Origin of the sequence: Streptomyces sp. RerS4, assembly GCF_023515955.1 — a bacterium.
Taxonomy (GTDB): Bacteria; Actinomycetota; Actinomycetes; order Streptomycetales; family Streptomycetaceae; genus Streptomyces.
In genome coordinates this window covers 98,186-119,966 of the sequence record NZ_CP097322.1, presented here as the reverse complement: position 1 = coordinate 119,966, position 21,781 = coordinate 98,186, and the positions used below count along the sequence as shown (strand labels likewise).

The 21,781-nt window shown below is 69.9% G+C and carries 25 protein-coding genes and 1 pseudogene; 13 read left to right on the top strand and 13 right to left on the bottom strand.

Annotated features, from left to right (window positions below; translation table 11 throughout):
- Positions 1-62: 62 nt before the first annotated feature.
- On the bottom strand, positions 63-290 hold the full coding sequence (locus tag M4D82_RS00565) for a S1 domain-containing protein (protein ID WP_249764101.1): 228 nt from the start codon (positions 288-290) through the stop codon (positions 63-65).
- A gap of 124 nt (positions 291-414) precedes the next feature.
- Between M4D82_RS00565 and M4D82_RS00560 the strand changes: the two genes are divergently transcribed.
- The 4 genes from M4D82_RS00560 (at position 415) to M4D82_RS33955 (ending at position 4,187) form a co-directional block, all read left to right on the top strand.
- The gene (locus M4D82_RS00560; protein ID WP_249764100.1) at positions 415-645 is read left to right on the top strand and encodes a hypothetical protein; all 231 of its coding nucleotides are present in this window, start codon (positions 415-417) and stop codon (positions 643-645) included.
- On the top strand, positions 642-830 hold the full coding sequence (locus M4D82_RS00555; protein ID WP_249764099.1) for a hypothetical protein: 189 nt from the start codon (positions 642-644) through the stop codon (positions 828-830). The genes M4D82_RS00560 and M4D82_RS00555 overlap by 4 nt, the downstream gene beginning before the upstream one ends.
- A gap of 367 nt (positions 831-1,197) precedes the next feature.
- A complete protein-coding gene (locus M4D82_RS00550; protein WP_249764098.1) occupies positions 1,198-1,569 on the top strand; it encodes a hypothetical protein in 372 nt (123 codons plus the stop codon).
- A 371-nt stretch (positions 1,570-1,940) separates the two neighbouring features.
- The gene (locus tag M4D82_RS33955) at positions 1,941-4,187 is read left to right on the top strand and encodes a tetratricopeptide repeat protein (protein ID WP_283844428.1); all 2,247 of its coding nucleotides are present in this window, start codon (positions 1,941-1,943) and stop codon (positions 4,185-4,187) included.
- A 189-nt stretch (positions 4,188-4,376) separates the two neighbouring features.
- Here M4D82_RS33955 and M4D82_RS00535 read toward each other — a convergent pair whose 3' ends face one another.
- The 4 genes from M4D82_RS00535 to M4D82_RS00520 form a co-directional block, all read right to left on the bottom strand.
- On the bottom strand, positions 4,377-5,168 hold the full coding sequence (locus M4D82_RS00535) for a hypothetical protein (RefSeq protein WP_249764097.1): 792 nt from the start codon (positions 5,166-5,168) through the stop codon (positions 4,377-4,379).
- Positions 5,169-5,289: 121 nt separating this feature from the next.
- The gene (locus M4D82_RS00530; RefSeq protein ID WP_249764096.1) at positions 5,290-5,448 is read right to left on the bottom strand and encodes a hypothetical protein; all 159 of its coding nucleotides are present in this window, start codon (positions 5,446-5,448) and stop codon (positions 5,290-5,292) included.
- Positions 5,449-5,646: 198 nt separating this feature from the next.
- Positions 5,647-5,856, bottom strand: coding sequence for a hypothetical protein (locus tag M4D82_RS00525; RefSeq protein WP_249764095.1), 210 nt, complete (start codon positions 5,854-5,856; stop codon positions 5,647-5,649).
- Positions 5,853-6,074, bottom strand: a complete 222-nt coding sequence (locus M4D82_RS00520; RefSeq protein WP_249764094.1) for a hypothetical protein — start codon at positions 6,072-6,074, stop codon at positions 5,853-5,855. The genes M4D82_RS00525 and M4D82_RS00520 overlap by 4 nt, the downstream gene beginning before the upstream one ends.
- A gap of 162 nt (positions 6,075-6,236) precedes the next feature.
- Between M4D82_RS00520 and M4D82_RS00515 the strand changes: the two genes are divergently transcribed.
- From M4D82_RS00515 to M4D82_RS00505, 3 genes are all read left to right on the top strand, one after another.
- Positions 6,237-6,998, top strand: coding sequence for a helix-turn-helix domain-containing protein (locus M4D82_RS00515; protein ID WP_249764093.1), 762 nt, complete (start codon positions 6,237-6,239; stop codon positions 6,996-6,998).
- Positions 6,995-7,324 carry a PCC domain-containing protein gene (locus M4D82_RS00510; protein ID WP_249764092.1) on the top strand — a complete coding sequence of 110 codons (330 nt, stop codon included), beginning with the start codon at positions 6,995-6,997 and terminating at the stop codon, positions 7,322-7,324. Before M4D82_RS00515 ends, M4D82_RS00510 begins: the two co-directional genes overlap by 4 nt.
- A 284-nt stretch (positions 7,325-7,608) precedes the next feature.
- Positions 7,609-7,761: a hypothetical protein gene (locus M4D82_RS00505; protein WP_249764091.1), complete on the top strand. Its 153-nt coding sequence runs from the start codon at positions 7,609-7,611 to the stop codon at positions 7,759-7,761.
- Positions 7,762-7,861: 100 nt separating this feature from the next.
- On the opposite strand, the gene M4D82_RS00500 is transcribed toward M4D82_RS00505, so the two are convergent.
- The 4 genes from M4D82_RS00500 to M4D82_RS00485 form a co-directional block, all read right to left on the bottom strand.
- On the bottom strand, positions 7,862-8,335 hold the full coding sequence (locus M4D82_RS00500; RefSeq protein ID WP_249764090.1) for a hypothetical protein: 474 nt from the start codon (positions 8,333-8,335) through the stop codon (positions 7,862-7,864).
- Entirely contained in the window at positions 8,332-9,447 is a 1,116-nt protein-coding gene (locus M4D82_RS00495) for a Tn3 family transposase (RefSeq protein ID WP_249764089.1), read from the bottom strand. The genes M4D82_RS00500 and M4D82_RS00495 overlap by 4 nt, the downstream gene beginning before the upstream one ends.
- Positions 9,448-9,611: 164 nt before the next feature.
- Positions 9,612-10,151: an NUDIX domain-containing protein gene (locus M4D82_RS00490; protein WP_249764088.1), complete on the bottom strand. Its 540-nt coding sequence runs from the start codon at positions 10,149-10,151 to the stop codon at positions 9,612-9,614.
- Positions 10,152-10,243: 92 nt separating this feature from the next.
- Complete coding sequence (locus tag M4D82_RS00485) at positions 10,244-10,642, bottom strand: hypothetical protein (RefSeq protein ID WP_249764087.1); 399 nt, start codon at positions 10,640-10,642, stop codon at positions 10,244-10,246.
- Between M4D82_RS00485 and M4D82_RS00480 the strand changes: the two genes are divergently transcribed.
- The 4 genes and pseudogenes from M4D82_RS00480 to M4D82_RS00465 form a co-directional block, all read left to right on the top strand.
- Complete coding sequence (locus M4D82_RS00480) at positions 10,641-11,900, top strand: AAA family ATPase (protein ID WP_249764086.1); 1,260 nt, start codon at positions 10,641-10,643, stop codon at positions 11,898-11,900. The two genes, M4D82_RS00485 and M4D82_RS00480, sit on opposite strands and share 2 nt — an antisense overlap.
- A complete protein-coding gene (locus M4D82_RS00475; RefSeq protein WP_249764085.1) occupies positions 11,893-13,182 on the top strand; it encodes a TniQ family protein in 1,290 nt (429 codons plus the stop codon). The genes M4D82_RS00480 and M4D82_RS00475 overlap by 8 nt, the downstream gene beginning before the upstream one ends.
- A 141-nt stretch (positions 13,183-13,323) precedes the next feature.
- Positions 13,324-13,917: a hypothetical protein gene (locus M4D82_RS00470; protein ID WP_249764084.1), complete on the top strand. Its 594-nt coding sequence runs from the start codon at positions 13,324-13,326 to the stop codon at positions 13,915-13,917.
- Between the two features lie 406 nt (positions 13,918-14,323).
- A pseudogene (locus M4D82_RS00465) lies at positions 14,324-14,911 on the top strand (phosphatase PAP2 family protein); the annotation flags it as partial.
- A 90-nt stretch (positions 14,912-15,001) separates the two neighbouring features.
- Here M4D82_RS00465 and M4D82_RS00460 read toward each other — a convergent pair.
- From M4D82_RS00460 to M4D82_RS00450, 3 genes are all read right to left on the bottom strand, one after another.
- The gene (locus M4D82_RS00460; protein WP_249764083.1) at positions 15,002-15,697 is read right to left on the bottom strand and encodes a response regulator transcription factor; all 696 of its coding nucleotides are present in this window, start codon (positions 15,695-15,697) and stop codon (positions 15,002-15,004) included.
- Entirely contained in the window at positions 15,694-17,004 is a 1,311-nt protein-coding gene (locus tag M4D82_RS00455) for a sensor histidine kinase (RefSeq protein WP_249771349.1), read from the bottom strand. The genes M4D82_RS00460 and M4D82_RS00455 overlap by 4 nt, the downstream gene beginning before the upstream one ends.
- A gap of 868 nt (positions 17,005-17,872) precedes the next feature.
- Positions 17,873-18,496: a TetR/AcrR family transcriptional regulator gene (locus M4D82_RS00450; RefSeq protein WP_249764082.1), complete on the bottom strand. Its 624-nt coding sequence runs from the start codon at positions 18,494-18,496 to the stop codon at positions 17,873-17,875.
- A gap of 94 nt (positions 18,497-18,590) precedes the next feature.
- Between M4D82_RS00450 and M4D82_RS00445 the strand changes: the two genes are divergently transcribed.
- Positions 18,591-19,001, top strand: a complete 411-nt coding sequence (locus M4D82_RS00445) for a nuclear transport factor 2 family protein (RefSeq protein ID WP_249764081.1) — start codon at positions 18,591-18,593, stop codon at positions 18,999-19,001.
- Positions 19,002-19,006: 5 nt separating this feature from the next.
- Positions 19,007-19,492 (top strand): anthrone oxygenase family protein, encoded by a 486-nt coding sequence (locus M4D82_RS00440; RefSeq protein WP_249764080.1) that lies wholly within the window; start codon positions 19,007-19,009, stop codon positions 19,490-19,492.
- A 145-nt stretch (positions 19,493-19,637) separates the two neighbouring features.
- Here the strand turns inward: M4D82_RS00440 and M4D82_RS00435 are convergent, their stop codons facing one another.
- The gene (locus M4D82_RS00435) at positions 19,638-21,722 is read right to left on the bottom strand and encodes a SpoIIE family protein phosphatase (RefSeq protein WP_249764079.1); all 2,085 of its coding nucleotides are present in this window, start codon (positions 21,720-21,722) and stop codon (positions 19,638-19,640) included.
- Positions 21,723-21,781 lie beyond the last annotated feature (59 nt).

Genomic DNA, 21,781 nt, shown 5'->3' with positions numbered 1-21,781 from the left:
GCACATCGGGTACGAGTCGTGGGTGGAGCGCGACCACGTGATGCTGCTCAACTTCGACCCGGCTACGCGGCGACCTCGTGGGCACCGCCCAGCCCGATACGGCGGACGTTGTCCGCACGCATTCCGTCCGCATCCACGGTCAGGTCGAACATGACCCGCTCACCTGCAACCAGCGGCCAGCCGCCGTGCACCGCCAACCGCTCCGCGGAGACATCGACATCGCTGCTGTCCTCACGGACCATTCCCAGGCCGCTGAGAGGATCGCACCACTGCACGACCCCTTGGGGCATGGCGTCACCTCCTGCGATCGGAGGCGCCACCTTCCAACACCCACCTCACAGTCACAAGGGCTTGGGCAGGGGCGCGAAGCCGCGAACCACGGCGCCATCAGGCGCGCGGGCATCCCATCGGCGGTTGCGTGAGCCGTACACGCACGCCTGCCTCGCGGGGGTGGCCATGCGCAACCAGGGCACCCCACAGGTCTCCAATGGGGCCCTCACCATCGTGGCCTTGGCCCAGGAAGCCGAGGTGCCCCGAAACGCGCTCACCCAGCGGCATCTGGACCTGAAGAACGAGTTCTACGAACGCGTCCGAGAACGCGGCGCCACCCCCGACGTCGAGGCCGCCTACGGGCGACCATCGTGAAGCTCAACGAGACGATCGCCAATAAGAACAAGGAACTCCGGCAGCTCCGCACTGATGTCCTCGCGCTCGTGCGCGCCGTCAACCAGCTCACTCTGGAGAATCAGCAGCTCCGGGAAGAGAGCGCGGCGCCTGGACCGAACGTAGTTCCGTTCCGTAGCCGACCGGGATCCCAGCCCGACCAGTGAACCCGGACCAGCTCCCCGGCTACGCGCGAAACCCCCCTGTTCTCGTATACGGCGAACGGACATGTAGCTGTCACGGCAAGATGCGGAGATGGCGAGAGTGAAACGGAGTAGCCGCTGACCTTGCCCATTCGCCCAACTTGATGAGCAGAGCACCGGCCGGTGCGGTCCATCGTCGGGGACGAGACGGGCAAGCGGTTGTAACGGCTGGTAGGTGCCCCGGCAGAGCCCGGGCGGGACATATGCCAGCACCTTGAGCGTTCAGCAGGGCCCCGGGACCGCTGGAATCCGTAGTGGCCGGCGTGTGTTGCTGCTATCAGTGGAGGGGCCGTCAGTTTCCGGCGGTGGCTGGGCCCGGAGAGGGGTGGACGTGACGCCAGGTTGGAAGATCACGGTGGTGGTGGCGGCGGTGGCGGGCATCGTTTCGACACCGTTGTTCTGGCTGCTGAACAGTCCCGACACCGGGCAACTGGTCGGGGCCTCGGTCCAGGCGGCGGTAGCCATCGGCGCCCTGGTCTGGGCGTTGTTCCAGCACCCGGCCACTGGGTCAGCACCAGCCCCAGGTCTGGTGGACGTGGCCGTCGACACCGGGAAGGCCGAGGCCACCGGCGGAGGCAGTGCCAACGCCGGTGTACGGCGCCCGGGGGGTGCGGGGAGTGGATCGGCGACGGCGGAGCGGACCGGGGAGGCGACCGCGGACGGCACCGGAAGCAGTGCCAATTCCGGCATCGACTACAGCTGAACCGCGCCACACAGAGGGATGGGGTGGCGTCCATGAAGAAGTGGTGGAGGCGCAAACTCGCAACCGACCCGCAGCCCGGCACGCCGGATCCGGATCCGGCGGTGGTGGCGGTGAGCGATTCGGGCAATGCCCACGCCGAAGGGGAGGGCACGGCGGTGACCGGGTATGGTGCCCCGGCGCGCCAGGTCCAGGTCCCGGCAACGGGAGCGCCGGGACAGATCTCGGGGACCGGGGACGCCATCGCGTCCGGGAGTGGTATCGCCGTCACCGGCAGTTTGACGTACGTACAGCAGCGCAGGCAGCCGGTGGCGTTTCCGCACCAGGTCGGTGTGCTGCCTGTGCGGGCGGGCTGGTTCCAGGATCGTGCCGCGGTGTCGGCTCTGAGGGAGGCGGTTGCCGGCGGGGGCACGGCGGTGGTGTGTCAGGTGCTGGCCGGGATGGGCGGGGTCGGTAAGACCCAACTCGCCGCCGACCACGCCCGCCACGCCTGGAGCAACGACGAAGTCGACCTCCTGGTGTGGGTCACCGCCGCCACCCGCCAGGCCGTCATCGACGCCTACATCCAGGCCGCTGTGGATGTCCTGGCCGCCGACCCGGCCGACCCGGAGCGGGCCGTGAAGGCGTTCCTGGCCTGGCTGGAACCCAAACCCGCACCACAGGCGCCTCGCTGGCTGATCGTCTTGGACGATGTAGCCAACCCGGGCGACTTGACCGGCCTGTGGCCGCCCCCCCACGCGCGTGGCCGGACCTTGGTCACCACCCGCCGCCGCGACGCTGCCCTGGCCACCCACGGCCACCTGGTTCCGGTGGGCCTGTTCACCCCGGCCGAGAGCACCGCCTATCTTCATGAAGCCCTGACCGCGCACGGTCGTCGCGAAAGCGCCGCGGACCTCGCCGCCCTCGCCGATGACCTCGGACATCTGCCGCTTGCGCTGTCCCAGGCCGCCGCCTATCTCATCGACACCCACCTGGACGCCGCCACCTACCGCGCGCGCCTCGCCGACCGCGCCCGCCAACTGCCCGACCTGCTCCCCGAACCCGGGACCCTGCCCGACGACCAGCCAAACACCGTGGCCGCAGCCTGGTCCCTGTCCCTGGACCACGCCGACCAACTCCGCCCCGCAGGCCTGGCGCGCCCCATGCTCCAGCTCGCCGCGATGCTCGAGCCCAACGGCATCCCCCACCAGGTCCTGACCAGCAACCCGGCCCTCGCCCACCTCACGGCCCACCGAACCGCGCCGGAACCCCCCGCTGTCACCGCCGAGGACGCGACCGGCGCGCTGCGCGCCCTGCACCGCCTGAGCCTGATCGACTACACCCCCGACACCCCCCACCAGGCCGTGCGCGTCCACCAGCTCATCCAACGCGCCATCCGAGACCCGCTCGCCCCCGACATACACGACCAACTCGCCCGCGCCGCCGCCGAGGCCGTGCTCGCCACCTGGCCCGACACCGAACGTGACACCGACCTCACCCGGGCCCTGCGCGTCAACACCAACGCCCTGACCGCGTGCGCCGAGGACGCCCTGTACTGGCCCGAGGCCCATGCCGTGCTCTACCGAGCCGGCCGAAGCCTCGCCGAAGCCGGCCAAGTGGTCACCGCCGTCGCACACTTTCGCCACCTCACCGACACCACCGAGCACCACCTGGGCCCAGACCACCCCAGCACCCTGGACGCCCAGTCCGACTTAGCTCGGTTGCGGGGGGAGGCGGGGGACCCAGCGGGGGCCGCGGCAGCGTTCGTCGCCCTGCTGCAGCACTACCTACGGGTGCTGGGTCCGGACCACCCCGAGACCCTCACTACCCGGGCCAACCTCTCCTACTGGCGGGGGGAGGCGGGGGATGCGGCCGGGGCCGCGGCAGCGACCGCGGAACTGTTGGACGACTACCTGAGGGTGCTGGGTCCGGACCACCCCGGCACCCTCACCACCCGGGGCAACCTTGCCCTGTGGCGGGGGGAGGCGGGGGATCCGGCCGGGGCCGCGGCAGCGACCGGTGAGTTGCTGGAGCAGATGCTGCGGGTGCTGGGTCCGGACCACCCCCATGCCCTCACCACCCGGAACAACCTTGCCCTGTGGCGGGGGGAGGCGGGGGATCCTGCTGGGGCCACCGTCGAGCTCGCCGCCCTTCTGGAGGACTGTCTGCGGGTGCTGGGCCCGGACCACCCCGAGACCCTCACCACCCGGGGCAACCGCGCTCATTGGCGGGGGGAGGCGGGGGATCCTGCTGGGGCCGCCGTCGAGCTCGCCGCCCTTCTGGAGGACAGGGTGCGGGTGCTGGGTCCGGACCACCCCGAGACCCTCGCCACCCGGGGTGGCATTGCCCAGTTGACGGGGGAGGCGGGGGATGCGGCCGGGGCCGCGGCAGCGACCGGTGAGTTGCTGGAGCAGATGCTGCGGGTGCTGGGCCCGGACCACCCCCACACCCTCACCACCCGAGGCAATGGCGCTCATTGGCGGGGGGAGGCGGGGGACGCAGCCGGGGCCGCCGTCGAGCTCGCCGCCCTACTGGAGGATTGTCTGCGGGTGCTGGGCCCGGACCACCCCCACACCCTCACCACCCGAGGCAACCTCGCTTCCTGGCGGGGGGAGGCAGGGAACGGGGCTGGGGAAGGGTAACGATCGCTCGCGATACAGGTCCGCCAGTACACGTTCCCGCAGGTCGCCGCTGTAACGCCTCCCGTGTACGCGGCTGCGTAACGTACGGGGGTTCGTGAGATGACAGGCGTCATTGCAGCTCAGGCCCAAGACCGCTGCCTTCTCGGCGGCTACTACCGAACCCCCCATGGGAACTCCACGTGCGGAGCCTCAACACGCTGACTTGACAGGGAAGTGGAGTTCGGCCGCGACGTGGGCACGGGGCGGGCGGTCCTCGGCTGCCCGCCCACCTGCCCCAACCCCGAGCGCAACCGCTACCTGATCTACGTCGCGCGCCACCACGGGGTACCGGTACGCGAGACCCTGGACGACACGGTTCTCGGTGCGCTTGCCGTTGTCGAGGGCAATGCAGTCGGACCAGGGTGACCGGATAGTGAGGGCGCGGATCACGGGCGCGGAGCCTTCCTCATGACGAGGGTGAGCGCGGCCTCCACGGACGGTGTTCGGCGGGATGTGGTGCTGCGCCTTCTCGGAGAACACGATCACGTACGGGAGCGCCGGGTCGCTGGAGCTGGTCAGCGAGGAGGTGCGGACGCCCGGCTTGAGGCCGACCCACAGCACTCCCCGGACGAACTCGCGTACACGGGCGAAGCCGTCGGGGTGGACCGTGGCCAGCCTCTCCAGGGCCCGGGTCAGCGAGGTGCGGCGCTCGTCGGTGTGCTCGACGATCTCGTAGTCCGTCAGGTTGATCTCGTCGGCGATCTGCGCGGGGAGGGCGGCGGTGTACCAGTCGAAGCGGGCTCCGGCGACGTGGACGGGGTCGCTGCGCAGGGCGCGGGCGTGTTCGGCGTAGGGGGTGCCGGACTTCACGAGGCGTTCCATCAGGGCGAACGGGAGGACCCGCTCGGCGTCGTCCTCGCGCAGCTGGATCAGCGCCGGGTCGCTGCGGTCGAGGTCGAAGAAGGAGCCGGTCTCTACGCGGGTGGCGATGGTGGTGTGCACGGTTGGATCTCCTTGTCGAAAGGTGCAGGCGGTGGTGGAGACCGGGGCGGGGCGCCTCGGTATGAGCAGCCGAGACGCCCCGCAGTGCCGTCAGCTAAGCGGCGTCAGTGCAGCGCCGGCGTCAGACGGCGGGCGTCTCGGGCTCGACCACGCCGTCGGGGACGGAGTGGTCCAGGCGCCGGGTCAGGGACTCGACGGCCGCCGCGGGCGCGAAGTCGCCGTCGGGGACGGAGTGGTCCAGGCGTCGCGTCAGGTTGTTGACCTGGGTCTCGTTGGACATGGGAGATCCTCCCTTTCTCTGAAGGTCAGCCCGCACCGCTGCGGTGCGGGGCCGTTGCCCACCTCGGCCGTGGTTCGCGCGGCTCGGGTGGGAGTTGTGGGTCACCGGCCTGGTTGGCCGGCGAGGGCCGATGCGAGGACGACGGCCGTGACGACGGCGACGTAGGCGAGGGCGGCTCATCGCTGGCGCACCGGAACGTCAGCGGCTGTCCGCCTGGCGCAGGGCCTGGTGGTCGGCGACGATCCACTCCACCCCGCCGCCTTCGGGCCGGAGGAAGACGGCCTCGGGGGTGAAACGGCGGGTGTGGGGGTCCTCGTAGTCGCCGATGAACTGGACGATGCCTTCGCGGTCCTGGGCGGGGTCGAGGACACGGGCTCCCTCGAAGAGCCAGTCCGGGCGCCGGCTCACTGGATACCGTCCTGGCCGGTGCGGGCGTGGAGGGACCCGAGCTGCTGCCATCCCCGTCTCGCCCGCGCGATCAGGGCAGCAGACGGCTGGCCGTAGGTCGCGGAGTCGTCGGCGCTGGCGGCGAAGGCGTCCCAGGGGATACGCGAGGAGGGTTCGGAGCCGGGCTGTCGGGCGCTGGCTCCGGCGGGGGAACGTCGGGGGAGTTCGGGACCGGGCATCGCATGCTCCTCTCCGAGGGGTGCAGCAGGGCCGCGGTTGCGACGTAGGGGTGAGGACCACGACCCCGCTGCCGGGCATCCGTCCTGCGGGGACGGCGTGGTTCCATACTCTCCGTGCCGAGAGGGTCACGCGGGGGCATTCAGGGGGGCATGATGTCCCCCATGCCGATCGGCGCGTTGATCCGCGACATGCGGAAGGCGAAGCAGTGGACCCAGGTCGCGCTCGCCGGGAGATTAGGTGAATCCGCAGGTAGGCCGGATGGTTCGCCCAGTGCGGACATGGTGAAGCGGTGGGAGCGGGAGAAGGTGATCCCCGGTCCGTTCTGGCTTTCCCACCTTGCGAAGGTGTTCGCGATCCGCCTCGCCCAGCTCGAAGCCGAGGCTAGGCTCAGCGACGTGAAGAGACGATCCTTCCTCGCTCTGGGCACTCTGGTGGCCGCGCACGGGACGCTCGCGGGCGAGTTGGTCTCCAGCGTTGCGATGCGCGACCCGGGTCCGTTGATGGCCGTACAGACCACGCACGGCACGGACATCGTCATCGCGTCGTGGACCGACAAGGCGTCCACCATGAACTTGCGCCGGTGGATGAACGAGGGCGAAGCGCCGATCCTTCGGGTGAACGCGGCCGGCATCCTGGCCAAGCAGCCCGGCCAGGACCAGGCCTTCGAGGTCGCCCGCGTCCTGGAGCACGACGAAGAAGTGCGCACGCTCTACATCACGGCGGTCACCTCGCGGGTATGCGCGCTCGACTGGACCACTGCCGGCCGGGTCGTCCGCACCCCGTCCGCCTACGCCCAGCAGGCGCACTTCCTCGCCTCGCGCTTCTCCGCCGAGGCGCTCAATCCCCGGGATGCTGGCGCCCGTTGGTGCTCATTCGTCATGCTGCGGGAGTTGTCCCCCTTGATCGGATGGAGCCAGGCGTGATCGTGTTCGAGGTGCTGAACGAGGAACTCATGGAGTCGGTCAACCGACAGGCGGCCGAAGCCGGTATCGAGAACGCGGCGATCGTGTCCCTGATCGGGGCCGTCGACTCCTTCACCATCTCCACGATGCCCAAGGGTGACGCCCTCGCCGACACCATCACCACCTACAAGCAGCCCGCCGAAATGACCGGCACGGGCGAGATCAAGAACGGCTTCGCCCACATCCACGCCGTGATGGGCATCGAAGGCGACCAGGGCGTCACCGGACACCTTCACGAGGCTCACGTCGGCACACACTTCGCCCGCGTCTACCTGCTGCCCGTCTGACAGGGCCTCTGGCCCACACAGCGGGGGCCAACGTAGCCCGGCCGCCCGTCCCCGCAGGCCTTGGGGCTGGAGTGCGGTCGGGTTGCCGCATGGTCGAAAGTTACTTGTAACAGACCCAGGCCACCCCGCTCCTGCCTGCGGGTGGGCTGAGGCCCGTTCCCACGGGAACGGCGCGGGGCGGGGCCGGGCCACGCGTGTGAGTGGGTGGGGGCTGGTCTGTTACAAGTAACTTGAGGGCTGGATAGGGTGCAGGCTCCGAGCGCTGCCACCAGCTGGAGAAACCCGTGCGGTTCATCGTCCAACCCGGCCGAGCCTTCCCCTCCGACGCCGGTCCCCGGGCCGCCCTCCTCGTCCCGCACGGCTGGGACGACCGCCGCCGCCAGGCCCTGCTGCCCCAGCAGAAGCTCGACCTCATCCGCGAGATCGCCAACTCCTGACCACGCGCAACACCAGTGAGGGGGCCTGCGGCAACTGCCGCAGGCCCCCCTCACACCGTCAGCGTCCGGCTGGATCTCGGGGGCACCTTGGCGGGACCCTTTATAGACCGGGTGCCGGGCGGAGCAGCCCTGTGCGGAACAGATCGGAGGCGGCAGCTTCAATCTCAGCGCGGGCCGCGGACGGGAAGACGGACCTCCGACGGGTGTTCGCAAGCACCGCCTGGTCCAGGCCGCCGTCGGCCGAGACCGAGCGGAAGACCTCCAAGTCCTCCGTGCCGAGCAGCACGAACCCCTCCTCGGTACGCGTGTCGTTGATGGCCAGCCAGTGGGCCTGCCACCCCCACTCGACGTACGCGGGGATGGCCAGGCGGTCCGGCATCTCCGCGAGGTGGTCGACCGCGTCGGCCGGGTGGGATCTGTGCCAGTAGAGCAGGGCCCACGGCCCCAAGTGCAGGTCCTTGTTCAGGCCCTGGGCCCAGTGACAGTCAGGGCAGTGAACGACGCGCCGCCCGTCGAAGATCCGGTCGGGGTCTTCGGCCGGACGGTGCGGCGCGGCGGTTCGGTACGCGTTCATCGGGCCTCTGCGACGGTCGGGGCGGGGAGCACCGGGGTGCGGGGACGGGGCAACTCGGCGGTCAGCGCGAGGTCGAGCCGCTTGTCCATGTCGAGCCGGAAAGTACCGTACGGGTTGATGTTCGACCAGAACAGCGCGGTCAGGCCGCGCCGGTCCTCAGCGGTGAGCTTCACCCACTTCGGTTCGGCCAGGACCTGCTGAAGGAGCAACGTGTTCACGTGGACGAGGCTGGACTGGAGCAGGTGCAGCGCGAGCATGGAGGTCTCGGCGTGCTCTCTGTCCGGGCCGGTGAGGGCGCCGTCCTTGCCGTAGTGGAGGACGGTGTTCGCGCTGTTCCAGTTCTCCACGACCTGGAGGCCACCGTGGATCTCCCGGCGCAGGCCGGGGCCGGCGAGGTAGTCGCAGGCGAAGACGGTGCGCACCGCGCGGCCGAGTTCTTCGAGCGCGGCGTAGGCCGGGTGCTTGGGTCCGCCGCGGGTGAAGCGCCGCAGCACCTGCTCCGCCTCCGCCGTCCCCAGGCGGAGCGCGGTCGCGTACTTGACCATCTGGTCGTACTGCTGCTCGATCAGCTCCCAGCGGATCGGCCGGGTCAGCGAGCCGCCGAGCGCCGGCCATCCCGGCGGGGCATCGTCCGGGCGGTACAGGCGGATGCTGCCGATGTTCTTCAGCCGGGGCAGCAGGCGGAAGTTCAGCAGCTCGGTGAAGGCGAACCCGACCACCGAGGCGCCGTGGGTGTCGACGTAGTTGGCCTCGATCTCGGCGTCCGTGCAGTGCCGCAGCAGCCCCTCGATCATCGCCGCGACCTCGGACGACGAACAGGACTTCAGCTGGGAGTTGATGCAGACGTTCTTCTTCTCGACGTGCCAGTAGATCATCACGCCGTTGCCGCCGTAGCGGGCGTGGTACTCGGTCATGAAGTTGCTGGACCAGGACCCGAACTTCTTCGAGTCCGACGCGCACGCCGTGCCCTGGCCCCACCAGGCGGCGTCCCGGGCCGCGAAGGTGCCGTTCACGAACCGGGTGACGGCGGCGCGGAGGTTGTCGACGGTGATGAAGTGCCGGCGCACGTGGCGCAGGGCGGCTTCGGTCTCGCCGTGCTCGCCGGTCGCCACGATCGCCCGGCGTACTCGACCGCGAACAGCAGGAAGCCCAACGCGACGGCGCGCGGCATCGGGTTCGGGTCGTCCGCCGGATCAGGGACCTTGATCCCCAGGGTTTGCAGGCACGCGATGGCCTGGCCCTGGGTGATCAGCGGCGGGCTGGTGTGGTCCATTGATCACACCCAGGTGTAGTTCGCGTCGGTGACGGCGTCCAGGGCCGCGTCGGTGAAGGCGGCGCGGGGGTCGGTGAGGGCGGCGAGGGCGGGGCCGATAGGCGGGAAGATGGGCAGCTCGGCGGTCTTGCGGTAGTCGATCCACTCGATCACGCCGACCTCGTGGCTGCCGTCGGGGAGCTCGTCCAGTTCCTGCTCGGCGAGCGTCGCGCGGATGTCGGGGCTGATGTGGAAGCGGTAGATCAGGTGGAGCTTGCGCGGGGGCGGGGTGGGGCCGGGGCGGGTGACGCGCTGGTCGACCACCCACATCAGGTCACCGCCCTCGGCCAGCGCGGTGTCGAGGCCGAGTTCTTCGGCGAGTTCGCGGCTGAGGGCGGCGACGAGGTCTTCGCCGTCTTCGACGTTGCCGCCGGGCGGGGTGTAGTGGGTGGAGTCGGCGCGGTCGCGGCGGATGAGGGCGACGTCGTCGCCGCAGAACACCAGCGCCCCGGTCCGGATCTTGATCCGGGAGAACGGGGCGGGTGTGGCAGGGGTGCTCGTCATGGCCGCCAGTATCTCGGCCTGCCTGTGGTGCCGGGCGGGCTTTGCTCCGAGTTCACCCGCCCGGCGCCGAACTCCGTGTCCCTTGCGGGGGGTCAGGCGGCGGGCAGGCCCGGCAGCGCGAACGCCTCGCGCCCCTCCTTCATGCTGGTGTGCTCGATCCAGCCGTCCGGCAGGGTCAGCACGTGGCGGCGCAGTCGGCAGCCGGTGGCGCGCATCACCGGCGAGAGGTGGCAGGGGTCGAGTTCCTCGACCAGCAGGCTCGGCGTGCTCGTGGTCGGGTTCTTCTTCCCCGCGACAGCGATCGACAGGCGCCCGGTGGGGGTGAGGGGGAGCGGGGTGATCCGCCAGATCGGGCCGCGGACGGTGGAGAGGCTGGCCTGGCCGAAGCCGCGTTCCTCGCGCGGGGTCATCGGCTCGCCGTTGGTGGCGGTCAGGCCGCGGAACAGTTTCTCGGCGCGGCCCTGGTTGAGGACGACACAGAGGAGCCGCATGACGGACCGCACGCAGGATGAGAGCGGCATTGTCACCTTCCTCCGGTCCGGGCCGCCGCCGGACCGCACCATCTGGGAGGGTTGGCGGCAGTGGCAGCAGCAGCGGGGGATGTTCGTTCCAGCGCCGCGGCTGTCCTTGGAGGAGTACGCGGCGCTGAGCCCCAGGCGGCGGGCGCTGAACGACCTGCACCGCACGGCAACCCACGTCAACATGGGGCTGCTGGAGACGCCGATGAGCACGAGGGTCACCAAGCTGATGCGGGGCCGGCTGCGGAACAACGCACTGAACTTCGAGCCGGGCACCCGAGACGGCCTCATGATCAGCGGCGGCGGCTTCCTGGGGAAGACCGAGACGGCCTGCGCGGCCGCTGCGGCCTTCGAGCAGCTCTGGCGGGACCTGCACCGGAAGCTTCTGCCCAGGCCGGTCCCCGGCACCCGCGACCTGTTCGTGCCAGTCGCCTACTGCCGCACCCCGGTGCGGGCCACCCCGAAAGGGCTCTGCGCGGCCATCCTCGACTTCTTCGGCGCCCCGCACCCCAAGACGCTCAACGGCATGATCCGGCAGGTCCGCGACTCGATCCGGGACCATCACACCACCGCGCTGCTGCTGGACGACATCACGCGGCTCCGGCTCCACCGCGAGGACGACCAGGACACTCTCGACCTGGTCCGTGAACTGATGGACCTCAACGTCACACTGGTCCTCATCGGCGTCGACATCCCGAACTCGGGGCTGATCAGGGGTGGTCATGCAGACCCCCGGACGGGGCAGTGGGTGCTGGGCCCCGCCAGAGCCGGCAACAGCTTCAACCCCTCTGCGGCCACCCAGACCGAGCGGCGGTTCGACCTGGTCGACCTCGACCCGTTCGACTACGACACCCCCGAAGGAATGATGGCGTTCATCGACCACTTGGCCGGCATCGAGGACCGGCTGCGGCTGCTGAAGGCCAAGGAGGGCATGCTCACCGAAGGCGAGATGCCCGAGTACCTCTTCCGCCGCACACGCGGCATCGTCGGCCTGCTCAAGCGGCTGATCGAGGACGGCTGCAGGGAGGCAATCAAGTCGGGAGCAGAGGAATTGACGCCGGAACTACTGGCCACGATCCCCATCCGGCTCGGCAACGTCGCCGACCGCGATCCGAGCGCCGGCGAGGTCCCCGACGTCCCGGATGCTGAGTCGGCCAAGGCCGCCACCAAGGGCCGTAGGGGCCGCAACTCCGTCTTCGACGACCGGGGCGGGCGAACTGCTGATGCCTGAAGCCCTTGACGCGAGGCAACTCCGTCCTCTGGCAAGGAGCCTCGACCCTCTGGAGGGTGAGTCCCTGTCCGGATACCTCCTGCGGCTAGCCCATCGCCTCGGTGTCGACCCCCTGAGCCTCTACGTCCGCACCGGGCTCACTGGCGCCCGCCCTGAAGGAACGAAGATCACTCGTGTCTCGACGGCCCTCGCGTTCAGCCTCGACGACGTCAGCTTCGACGCGTTCTCCCGCACAACCCGCTTGTCCCACGTCGAGGTCACACGGCTGCTGGTGGCTCCGCTGGGCGTCCGTTACGGGCCGCTGAGCACCGAGTACTCCAACTCCCAAGCCGACGAGCGGTCGCGGTTCGTCTCTCCATGGGTTCTATCGGACCGAACCCAGTACTGCCCTGAGTGCCTCGCCGGAGACCGGTCGTCGCAGATCGAGCAGACCCACGGTGGAGCATGGCAACGGATCTGGCGACTGTCCGCCGTTTTCGCATGCCTTCGGCACGGGCGCTTCCTTCGGCAGAACTGCCCCAACTGCGGAGAGCAGGTCCAAGGCGAGACGAAGAACCTGATCGCCCGCCCGCGTGACAGTGAGCTTCACCCCGTCCAGTGCCGGGCGTCCGCGCCGGTCGAAACTCTGCGAGCGGCCCGGCCTGCCTGCGGAGCGGACCTGGCCAGGAGCGACCAGCCGCGAGATCTCCTGCCCAGCGCAAAGCGCAGTCGCGAGGCTGTCTTCTCCACCCAGGCCCGACTGCTGGCCCTCCTTGCACCGGATGGACCGGATCATGTCAGCAGCGTCGGCTGGCTCATCCCCACCGCCCAGTACTTCAACGATCTACGGACGGTCGCCACTCTGATCTTTATGACCTGGCCCGAAGCACGGCCCCATGCCGCCACCCGAACCTTGGCCAAGATCCTCGACCACGAAGCCGAGCAGCGGCACCGAGCGTTCGAAAACGTCCGGGACACCCCCGGCGCCTATCGCCGCAAGGTCAGCATCTATGTCGCTCCACCCGAGAACCCAGCGGTCACTGCTGCGGTCCTGGAGATGGCGGACCGCTTCCTCAGTGCTCCGGACGAGCGCGAGGCAGCTCGGTTCCTTGAGCCCCTGGCAGTCGAAGCGACCTACATTCACAGAAAGGTGGGCTATGCCCTTCGAACCAAACCTGGAACGTCGTTCCCACTCCAGGTCGCCCTCATGGCCCACCGACGCGGCGAGAGCAGTACGGCAACGGCCGAGGAGATCATCACCAAACACGGCGGCTTCCGGAGGGCCCCATCAGTGTGTGCCTGAGCACGGAACTTGTCACCCGACAGCTGCCCCGCCCTCCAAGGCGGCGTGAGCAGGATTGCTGTCACCGAAGGTGCGTCGTTCTTGTCACCTTGAGATCGTTTGTGGTCTTGACCTCATCCACAGGCAGCCCAAGGAGACGAGTTGATCACGGAGTACCAGCAGAAGCTGCGCGAGCGCTACATCGCCGCCACCGTCATGCCGGCCCCGGAGCCGTGGCAGCCGGTGCTGGACCACAGGACCCCCATCGGGGGTCTGCTCGGCATTGGCTTCGCCGTCCATCCCGACAGCGGGCACGACGTCGTCATGGTCGTGTCCAGCGACGGCCATGGACTCTTCGACGCGGTCACCGGCGAGAAGGTCGCCCGCGACCGGGACCCAGAGCCCGACACCAGCACTCCGGACGCGTCGCCAGAGCTCACCTGCCCCGGGCTCGGCCCGATCGAGGGCACGCCGGTGCGTATCGCCGGGCTCTTCGGCGGCGGCCTGCACAGCACCACACCAGACGGCTGGACCCTGGACGTCGTCAGCCCCGAGTGGCCCCACGACCGCGTCATCCTTTCCGCCGACGGCGGGTCACACAAAGGCCCGGCGGGAGGGACGTGGTGGCACATCTTCCACTCCGAGTACTCAGAACTCCGCGCAGCCGGTTTCTCGCCCTCCGGCCTGACCCTGGCGGTCGCCACCAGCAGCGACCTCACCCTCTGGACCCGACCTGAGCTCCACTTTGACGACTGAGCGGACAGCAGGACAGCAGGACAGCAGGACAGCAGGCGAAAGGGCGACAGATGGACCGGGCAGAACTCGCCGGGATGCTGGGAGGCCAGACCAGGGCCTGCGAACCCGCCAGAGCGGCGCTTCTCGACGGAGGCGCGTTCGTCGTATGGGACGGCAGCGTTCCCAGCCAGCAGCTTGCCGACATCTACGCGGCTCGCCTCCGACGGGCGAGGAGGCGAGCTACTCAGCCCAACCACCGCCCATGGAAGCCGCTGCCGCATGACGATCACGTCTCCGTGAGGGCCTATGGATCTTCGAGGCCAGTCCCGTCCCTTCAGCCTGTACCGGTCAACCCTGACGATCGTCGGGGTATCGGGCTGCCATTCGGCCAGGGCGCCCCGCCTGCGGTGTTCCTACCGTCGGCAGCATGGATTCGATCAAGCGATATGGATGGGGTCGACGGCTATTGATGGCGGTCGCGTCGGCCGGGGTAGGTGCAGCGGCCGTGGTCTGGCTGGCGCCCGGCGGTGTGCTGGGGGCGAACGAGCCGGTGCACGTCACTGCGGGCTTCTCGGTGCGGGCCTACCGGGCGCTGACCGGGAGCGTGGCGGACGGGCCGCCGTGGGCTGAGACCGTCCTGGAAGCGGCGAGTGAGGGCACTTTGCTGTTCCTGGGCCTGCTGTTGGCCTGGGTCGGCTGGAGCGCCCTGCGCCGCAGGGATGCGGCGGGGCTGGCCGGGGTGGCCGTGGCAGCCGCCGGGACCGTCGTCGCCTATGGACTCAGTGAGGCGGTCAAACTCCTCGTCGACGAGGAACGTCCGTGCCGGGCCCTGCCAGGGGTCGCGGCCCTCGCGCCGTGTCCCGCGCCGGGCGACTGGTCGTTCCCCAGCAACCACGCCACCCTGGCCGTCGCGCTGGCCGTCGGTGTGGTCTTGATACGGCCTCGGCTCGCGGCCGTGGCCTTGCCGGTGGCCGCGGCGGCCGCCCTGTTGCGGGTGCTTGTCGGGGTGCACTATCCGCACGACGTCCTGGCGGGCGCGGCGCTCGGCGCGACGGCCGTGATGACCGTGTGGCTCCACGTACGGCCGATTGCCCTGCGGGCGGTGTCAGCTGTCCACGTACGGCAGCCGGTCGGACGGCACCGGGACCACGCCAGCCTCGTGCGCGACCACGGCCGCCGCGGCCCGGTTGTCGACGCCGAGGCGGGCGAGGATCGAGCTGACGTGGGCCTTCACCGTCCCCTCCGCCAGGCGCAGGCGGCGCGCGATCTGTCCGTTGGAGAACCCGCTGCCGAGGAAGCCGAGCACCTCCCGCTCCCGCGCGGTCAGGGCCTCGACGCGGGCGCGGGCCGCGGAACGGCGGTTGGCTTGGGCTCCCGCACCGCCAGAGGCGAGATGCGCGACGACGCGGGCCGTGACCTTCGGTGACAGATAGGCGGCGCCGTCGGCAACTGCCCGGACACCGGCGAGCAGTTCCTCCGGCTCGCCGGACTTGATCAGGAAGGCGGCGGCGCCTTCGCTCAGGGCGCGCAGGATGTACTCGTCCTCGCCAAAGGTCGTCAGCATCACAACCCCCGTTTCGGGGACGGTCCTTCGTATCTCGGCGGCGGCTTCGATGCCGCCGGTTCCGGGCATCCGGATGTCGAGAACGGCCACCTGCGGGCGGTGGCGCTGTACGAGTTCCACCGCCTGGTGGCCATCGGCTGCCTCGGCGACGACGGTGATGCCGGGGTCGGTGGCAAGGACTGCGCGGACGCCTGCGCGGATCAGGGGCTCGTCGTCGGCGATCAGGATCCGGATCATCGGACGTCCTTCCCGGTGTAGTTGTCGGTGGAGACCAGGCGTCCGGCCCGGAAGCAGAGACGGTAGATGTCCCCCGAGCGGTCGTCGAACGGGTCGGCGGTCTGTACGTAGAACTCGCAGGCCGCATCCTGCGGTGCGGGCGTGGGCGCGGCCGGGCGGCGCGTGGTCTGGCGCTCGGGCAGATACCGCGCCATGTCCGCGCGTGGCTGGCCGATGTGCAGCCGGGCGTAGTCCTGCGGGGCGAGTACCGATTGCCGTGCCGTCATGGTGTCCCACGCCCGTACCCCGCCGATGAGTATCGCGGAGGTGCACAGCGGCACCAGGACGGCCGCGGCGGCGGTACGGCCCAGTCGGCGACGGGCACTGCGGTGCTCAGGAGGTAGTACGTCACCTGGATCGCCGGGCTTGGCGCGGTGTGGTGAGGGCACGGCCCCGGGACGGTGCGGGAGCGTGGCCCGGACGGCGAACCCGCCGCCTTCGGGACCTGATGTGAAGGTGCCACCGGCCAGTCGTACGCGTTCGTCCAGGCCGATGAGCCCAAAGCGGTGGCCGTCGCCGGGTGCCGAGACCCGGGACTCTGGTGCGGTACGGGCGGCGCGGTCATGGTGGGCCGTAGACGCGCTGGGCACTGGCTCATTCGTCACACTGACCTCGGTCCGTCCTTCCACGTGCCGGACGACGACGTTGGCCCGGTGCCCAGGCGCGTGCTTGGCAACGTTCGTCAGCGCCTCCTGGACGACGCGCTGCACGGCCCGCTCGATGACCGGCAGCGCGTCGCCGGCCGCCGCTTCGCCCTCTACATGCAGGCGGACGTCAAGCCCCGCCGCGGCCGCCCGGTCCACCAGGCCCTCGAGTTCCGTGAGCCCGGCGCCGGGCTCGGACCCCGGAGCCAGATCCGACGGCTCGCGCAGGACACCGATCACCTCGCCGAGCCGGTCGACGGCGGCTCCCGCCCTGGTGCGGATGTCCCGGGCGGTGGCCCGGTGGTCCTCAGATAGACCAGGGGCCAGCTTCAGTGCCCCAGCGGACAGGGCGATGAGGCTGAGGTCGTGGCCGAGGAGGTCATGCATGTCCTGCGCTATCCGGGTCCGCTCGCGCAACCGAGCCTGTTCGGCGACCAGATACTGTTCCCGCTCCAGCCGCGCGGCCCGCTCCCATCCGGCCCGGACCAGTTCGCGGTACTGGCGCAGGAACCGGCCCGCGAACCACGGCACCATCGCCGCCACGAGCAGCAACCCCACGAACTGGCTCGCCCAGCCCAGCCACGCCGGCACCAGCAGCACAGCCACCACGGCGGCCCCGAGCACTCCGACCAAGGCCGCCCCCGTGCTCCGATTCCGCCCCGGCTGCCAGCCCGCAAGGAAGGCGCAGACCGCCGCGGGTATGCCCCACCACAGAGTGGCGACACCTGTGCCAACGGCTGCCACCGCCCCGATGAAGAGGCCTGCGGACAGTACCGGTGCCGGCACCCGGGCGATGATCACTGTTCTCACGGACGCGACCCTACGGAACTCCGCCGCCCCGCGGCACTGCCGAAAGTCCACTACCGCGGGCCCGGGATCTAATGCCCTTGCCGAGCAGGCCGGATCAAGGACTTCTTGACAACCGTGATTGGGAATCAGTCCACACGGTGACAACAAACGTGTCCAGGTGACATCTAGCGTGTCTCGGCACAGAGGGCTTGGTACGGGGGCGGGGCTTGATGGTGGGGGTTGTACCGGGAGGGGGCTGGACCGTTGTCTGGAGGGTTGCTTCTGGCGGGGGACCGGGAGTGTGACCGGAGGTGTGAACCCCCCAATCCGGTGATCTTCCGTTCCCGCAGGTCAAACACGGTGGGCAAGCCCTTTCCGGAAAATGACACCTCTTTCCTCGCGATAGCCGAGGAGGAGGTCTGCTTCGCGTCTGGGGGCCGGCGGCGGCGCAAGTGACCTGGCGCCCAGTAAGCGACGCGTTGTCACGCGAGCGCGTTGCAGCACCGTGCCGCATCCTTCCGGGACCTTCGAATCGACCTCGGCACCCCCGACCCCGGGACGGTCCTGTACGGCGGCGACATCCGCTTCCAGCCACCCACGGCACCCACCACCGCCTCCCCGAGAAGACCGCGACCATCTACCTGGCCGGACTGCATGTTGCGGCCATTTACCTCTGGTCTGCCCGGTGATCCACGCGAACCGCCTAGGGCGCCGGGTTCCGGGGCCTGACACCTAGGAGGGCGAGTGTGGCGGTCCGTAGCCATGTTGCCGCCTCCTCCACTGACATGCGGTCCGCCCCGACTTCGTCGCCTGCTGCGTGGCCGAGAGCGGTAACTGCGGCCACCAGCCAGGTGGCTGGTGGTGCGGGGTCGAACTCGCCTGACGCCTGACCCTTCTCGATCAGCCGGACGAGGCGGGCTGCGACGGGCTCATGGCGGGCCTGGTCGGCGGCGGTGCCGGCGCGGGTGCTTCCGAGCTGGAGGAGCACCGGGTTACGTTCGAACAGCCGCCAGCCGATGTCCTGGAGCTGCAGCAGCTGGTCCAGGGCGGGACCGCCGTTCTCTTCCGCCTCGTTCATCGCGGCCATGGCCTGGTCCGTGATCCGGTCGGCGACAGCGTCCAGCAGCGCGTCACGGGTGCCGAAGTGCGCGTACACGGTCTGGCGGGTCACGCCAGCCGCGGCGGCGATGGTGGCCATTCCGGCATCGGGCCGCTCGGCCAGCAGCCGGACCGCGGCGTCCAGCACGGCGACCCTGCTGCGCTCAGCGTCGGCGCGACGGCGAGGCCGCGCCCGCGACGAGTCGCCGGGCGTCTCGAAAGCAGTCAACTCTTACATCCTTGTCAGAAATAGAGGCTCGCTATATCTTACAGGCAAGTAAGAGATCACTTTGGGGTGCAGCCCCCGCATGGCAGGAGCATGGGTGACCACTCTCCACACGAAACCTCCCGAGCAGTTCATCGCCGACTTCTTCACGACCCTCACCGACGCCGTGGTCCATGGCTCGGAAGACACCTCTGACCTGATGTCCAGGTACTACACCCGTGACGTCGTTCAAGTCGCTGACGGCATACCACTCGACTGGGACCGCCTTCTCGCTCACCTCCGCCCCGTACGCAAGAACCTGCGAGAGTTCCGGTTCGAGGTGCACGAGGCGTTCGCGGACGGCGGCCGGATCGCGGCCCGCTTCACGATCCACGCCCGGATGCGCAAGGGCGGACCGGTGTCCACGCGAGTCCACATGTTCGCGGAGTTCACCCCCGACGGCCTGCTGCGACGAGCCGAGCAGCTCACGCGGTCCCTCACCCCCGCCGAACCGGAGACGGGAGAGTGATCCGCATGCGCGTCCGGCTCGTCCAGGGCCTCGCCCTGCTGTCCACCGGTGCCCTCGCCGGCGCCTTCGGCTACGGAGCGGCCAACCTTGTGCCCACCTTCAACGCCGTACCGCTCGACATGAGGCTGTCCTTCCACACCCAGTTGATGCAGATGAACGGCATCACCATGCAAGGCGCCATGGGCATGTCGGCGCTCAGCGCGCTCGCGCTTGCCGCCATGACGCGTGGCGCCTCACGGCGGCTGGCCGGCTGGGCTGGGCTCCTCGCTGTTGTGTCCTTCCTGATCACCCGTCTCGGCAACGTCCCCATCAACGGCCGTATCAAGCAGTGGGCGGCCACCTCGGCACCCGCCGATCACGCCGAGATCCTGGCTCGCTGGGAGGCGTTCAACTACGCACGCACGGGCGCCGCGTTCGCCGCCTTCGCGCTGCTGATCCTTCTCTCCCTGCGCCGAAGCCACTCTGCTCAAGATCCAAACGGCAGACCCTAGCGGCGATCTGCGCGTAAGTGGACTCTTCACTCGGGTCACCGACCCACCTGGCGAATGCCGGGTCGTTCCGAGAGAGGCAGCGGCACCTCCGGCGAGGTGGCCGGTCCAGACGAACGTATCCGCAGCTCGAGCCCCACGGCCCGCGTCAACACGCGGGCGTGGCTTGTGCGATGAGGATCGCGACGTCGTCGTGATCGTCGGGATGTCTCAGGGAGTGCAGAAGCCACTGGCAGGTGTCGGCCAGGGGCCGGCGCGGTCCGTCGAGCGTGTGCAGCAGTGCGTCCAGGCGTTCGTCGATGGGGTGGTGGCGGGTTTCGACGAGGCCGTCGGTGTAGAGGACGAGCCGGTCGCCGGGGTTCAGGTCGAAGGTGGTGGTGTGGAAGTGGACGCCTCCGACACCGAGGGGCGCGCCGGTGGGCAGGTCGAGCAGCCGGGTGCGGTGGCCCGCCGGGGCGAGGACGGGCGGGAGGTGTCCGGCGTTGGCGATGCGGCACCGGTGATCGCGGGGGTCGTAGATGGCGTAGATGCAGGTGGCGATGTAGTGCTCGAGCCCTTGGGTGATCTTGTCGAGGTGCTGGAGGACCTGGTCGGGGTCGAGGTCGAGGTCGGCGAAGGCGCAGGTGGCGGTGCGCAGGCGTCCCATGGTGGCGGCGGCGTCGATGCCGTTGCCCATGACGTCGCCGACCACCAGCGCGGTCCTGTCGTCGGCTAGGGGTATGACGTCGTACCAGTCCCCTCCGACCTCGTGGGTTGCCTGGGCGGGCTGGTAGAGCGAGGCGACCTCCAGGCCCGTGAGCGGGGGCGGGTGGCTGGGCAGGAGGCTGCGCTGGAGGGTTTCGGCGGTGTTGCGGACGCTTTGGTGCCAGCGGGCGTTGTCGATGGCGACCGCGGCACGGGTGGCCAGCTCGCTGGCGAGGATCACGTCGTCTTCGTCGAAAGGGAGGGGGTTGCGGGCGCGCAGCAAGTCGAGAGTGCCGAGGACCTCATTGCGGGCGATCAGCGGCACGGCGAGGTAGGCGTGCACGCCGGCCTGGGCGAAGGCGGCCGCGGCGTCGGCATCGCGGGCGATGTGCTGCAGGTCTGCGCCGCTGGCGTGGGCGACGACGATCGGCTGTCCGGTATGGACACAGCGGGTAATCAGCCGGTCCGCCCCGTATGCCGCGAGGTCGCCGACCGACAGCGCGGCGGTGGTCGCAGGGGTGGGGTAGGCGGCGGCCACGGCGAGCGACCGGAACAGTTCCGGGCCCGGCTCGTGGGAGGGCGCGGCACGGCGGAAGGCGAGGACGTCGTCAAGGATGTCGACCGTGGCGATGTCGGCCAGGTCGGACACGGCGACCTCGACCAGTTCCTGAGCGGTCCTCTCCACCTCCAGCGTGGTGCCGACCCGGGCGGAGGCGTCGGCGATCACCGCGAGGCGGCGCCGGGCCCGGTCCGCCTCGGTGGTGGCCCGATGGCGTTCGCTGACGTCGACCACCGAGTTCGCCACCCCGATCACCCGGCCGCTGGCGCCTTCGATACGAAAGTACGACACCGACCAGGCATGATCGTGATCCGGGTCGGCCGGGGTACGGCCGACGGTGTACTGGTCGATCACCGGCGTGCCAGTGAGCAGCACCTGGCGCAGCGCGGACTCGATCGTCTCCACATCGAGGAACGTCAGCACGTCGCGGGGATGCTTGCCGACGTGGTCGGCGGCCGCAATGCCGTTGATGCGCTCCAGGGCCGGATTGACCAGCAGGTAGCGCAGGCCGGTGTCCAGCAAGGCGATGCCGATGGGAGCCTGCGAGACCAGACGCTGGGACAGAGCCAGGTCGGTCTCCACCCGGGCCAACGTGCTCTGGTCGGCGGCGATACCCAGGGCGTAGACGTCGCCGAGGTCGTCCAGCAGCCGCATGTTGCGGAACTCCACCAGGCGCGTGCCGCCGTCCTTGTGCCGGATGGGGAACGCGCCGGCCCAGCTCGCCCCGGTGCTCATCACCTCGGCGAACAGCTTGACCACCAGGTCCTGGTGCTCCTCGTGGACGAACAGGTGAGCTGCGTACTGGCCCAGGGCCTCCTCGGCGGTGTAACCGAACACCTCATCGGCCTGCGGGCTCCAGAACACGATCCGCCCACGGGTATCCAATACGACGGCGGCCACACCGAGCAGATCAAGCAGCCCTCCCGGCGCCGACGGCCCCGCCCGGCGGTCCTGCTCCTCCCCTGGGAGCGGCTCGTCTTCTGCACCCATCCTGGAAGGCTCCCTCCTCAGCGGAGCCCGCCCAGGGCACGCGCCTGCTGAAGGCTCTC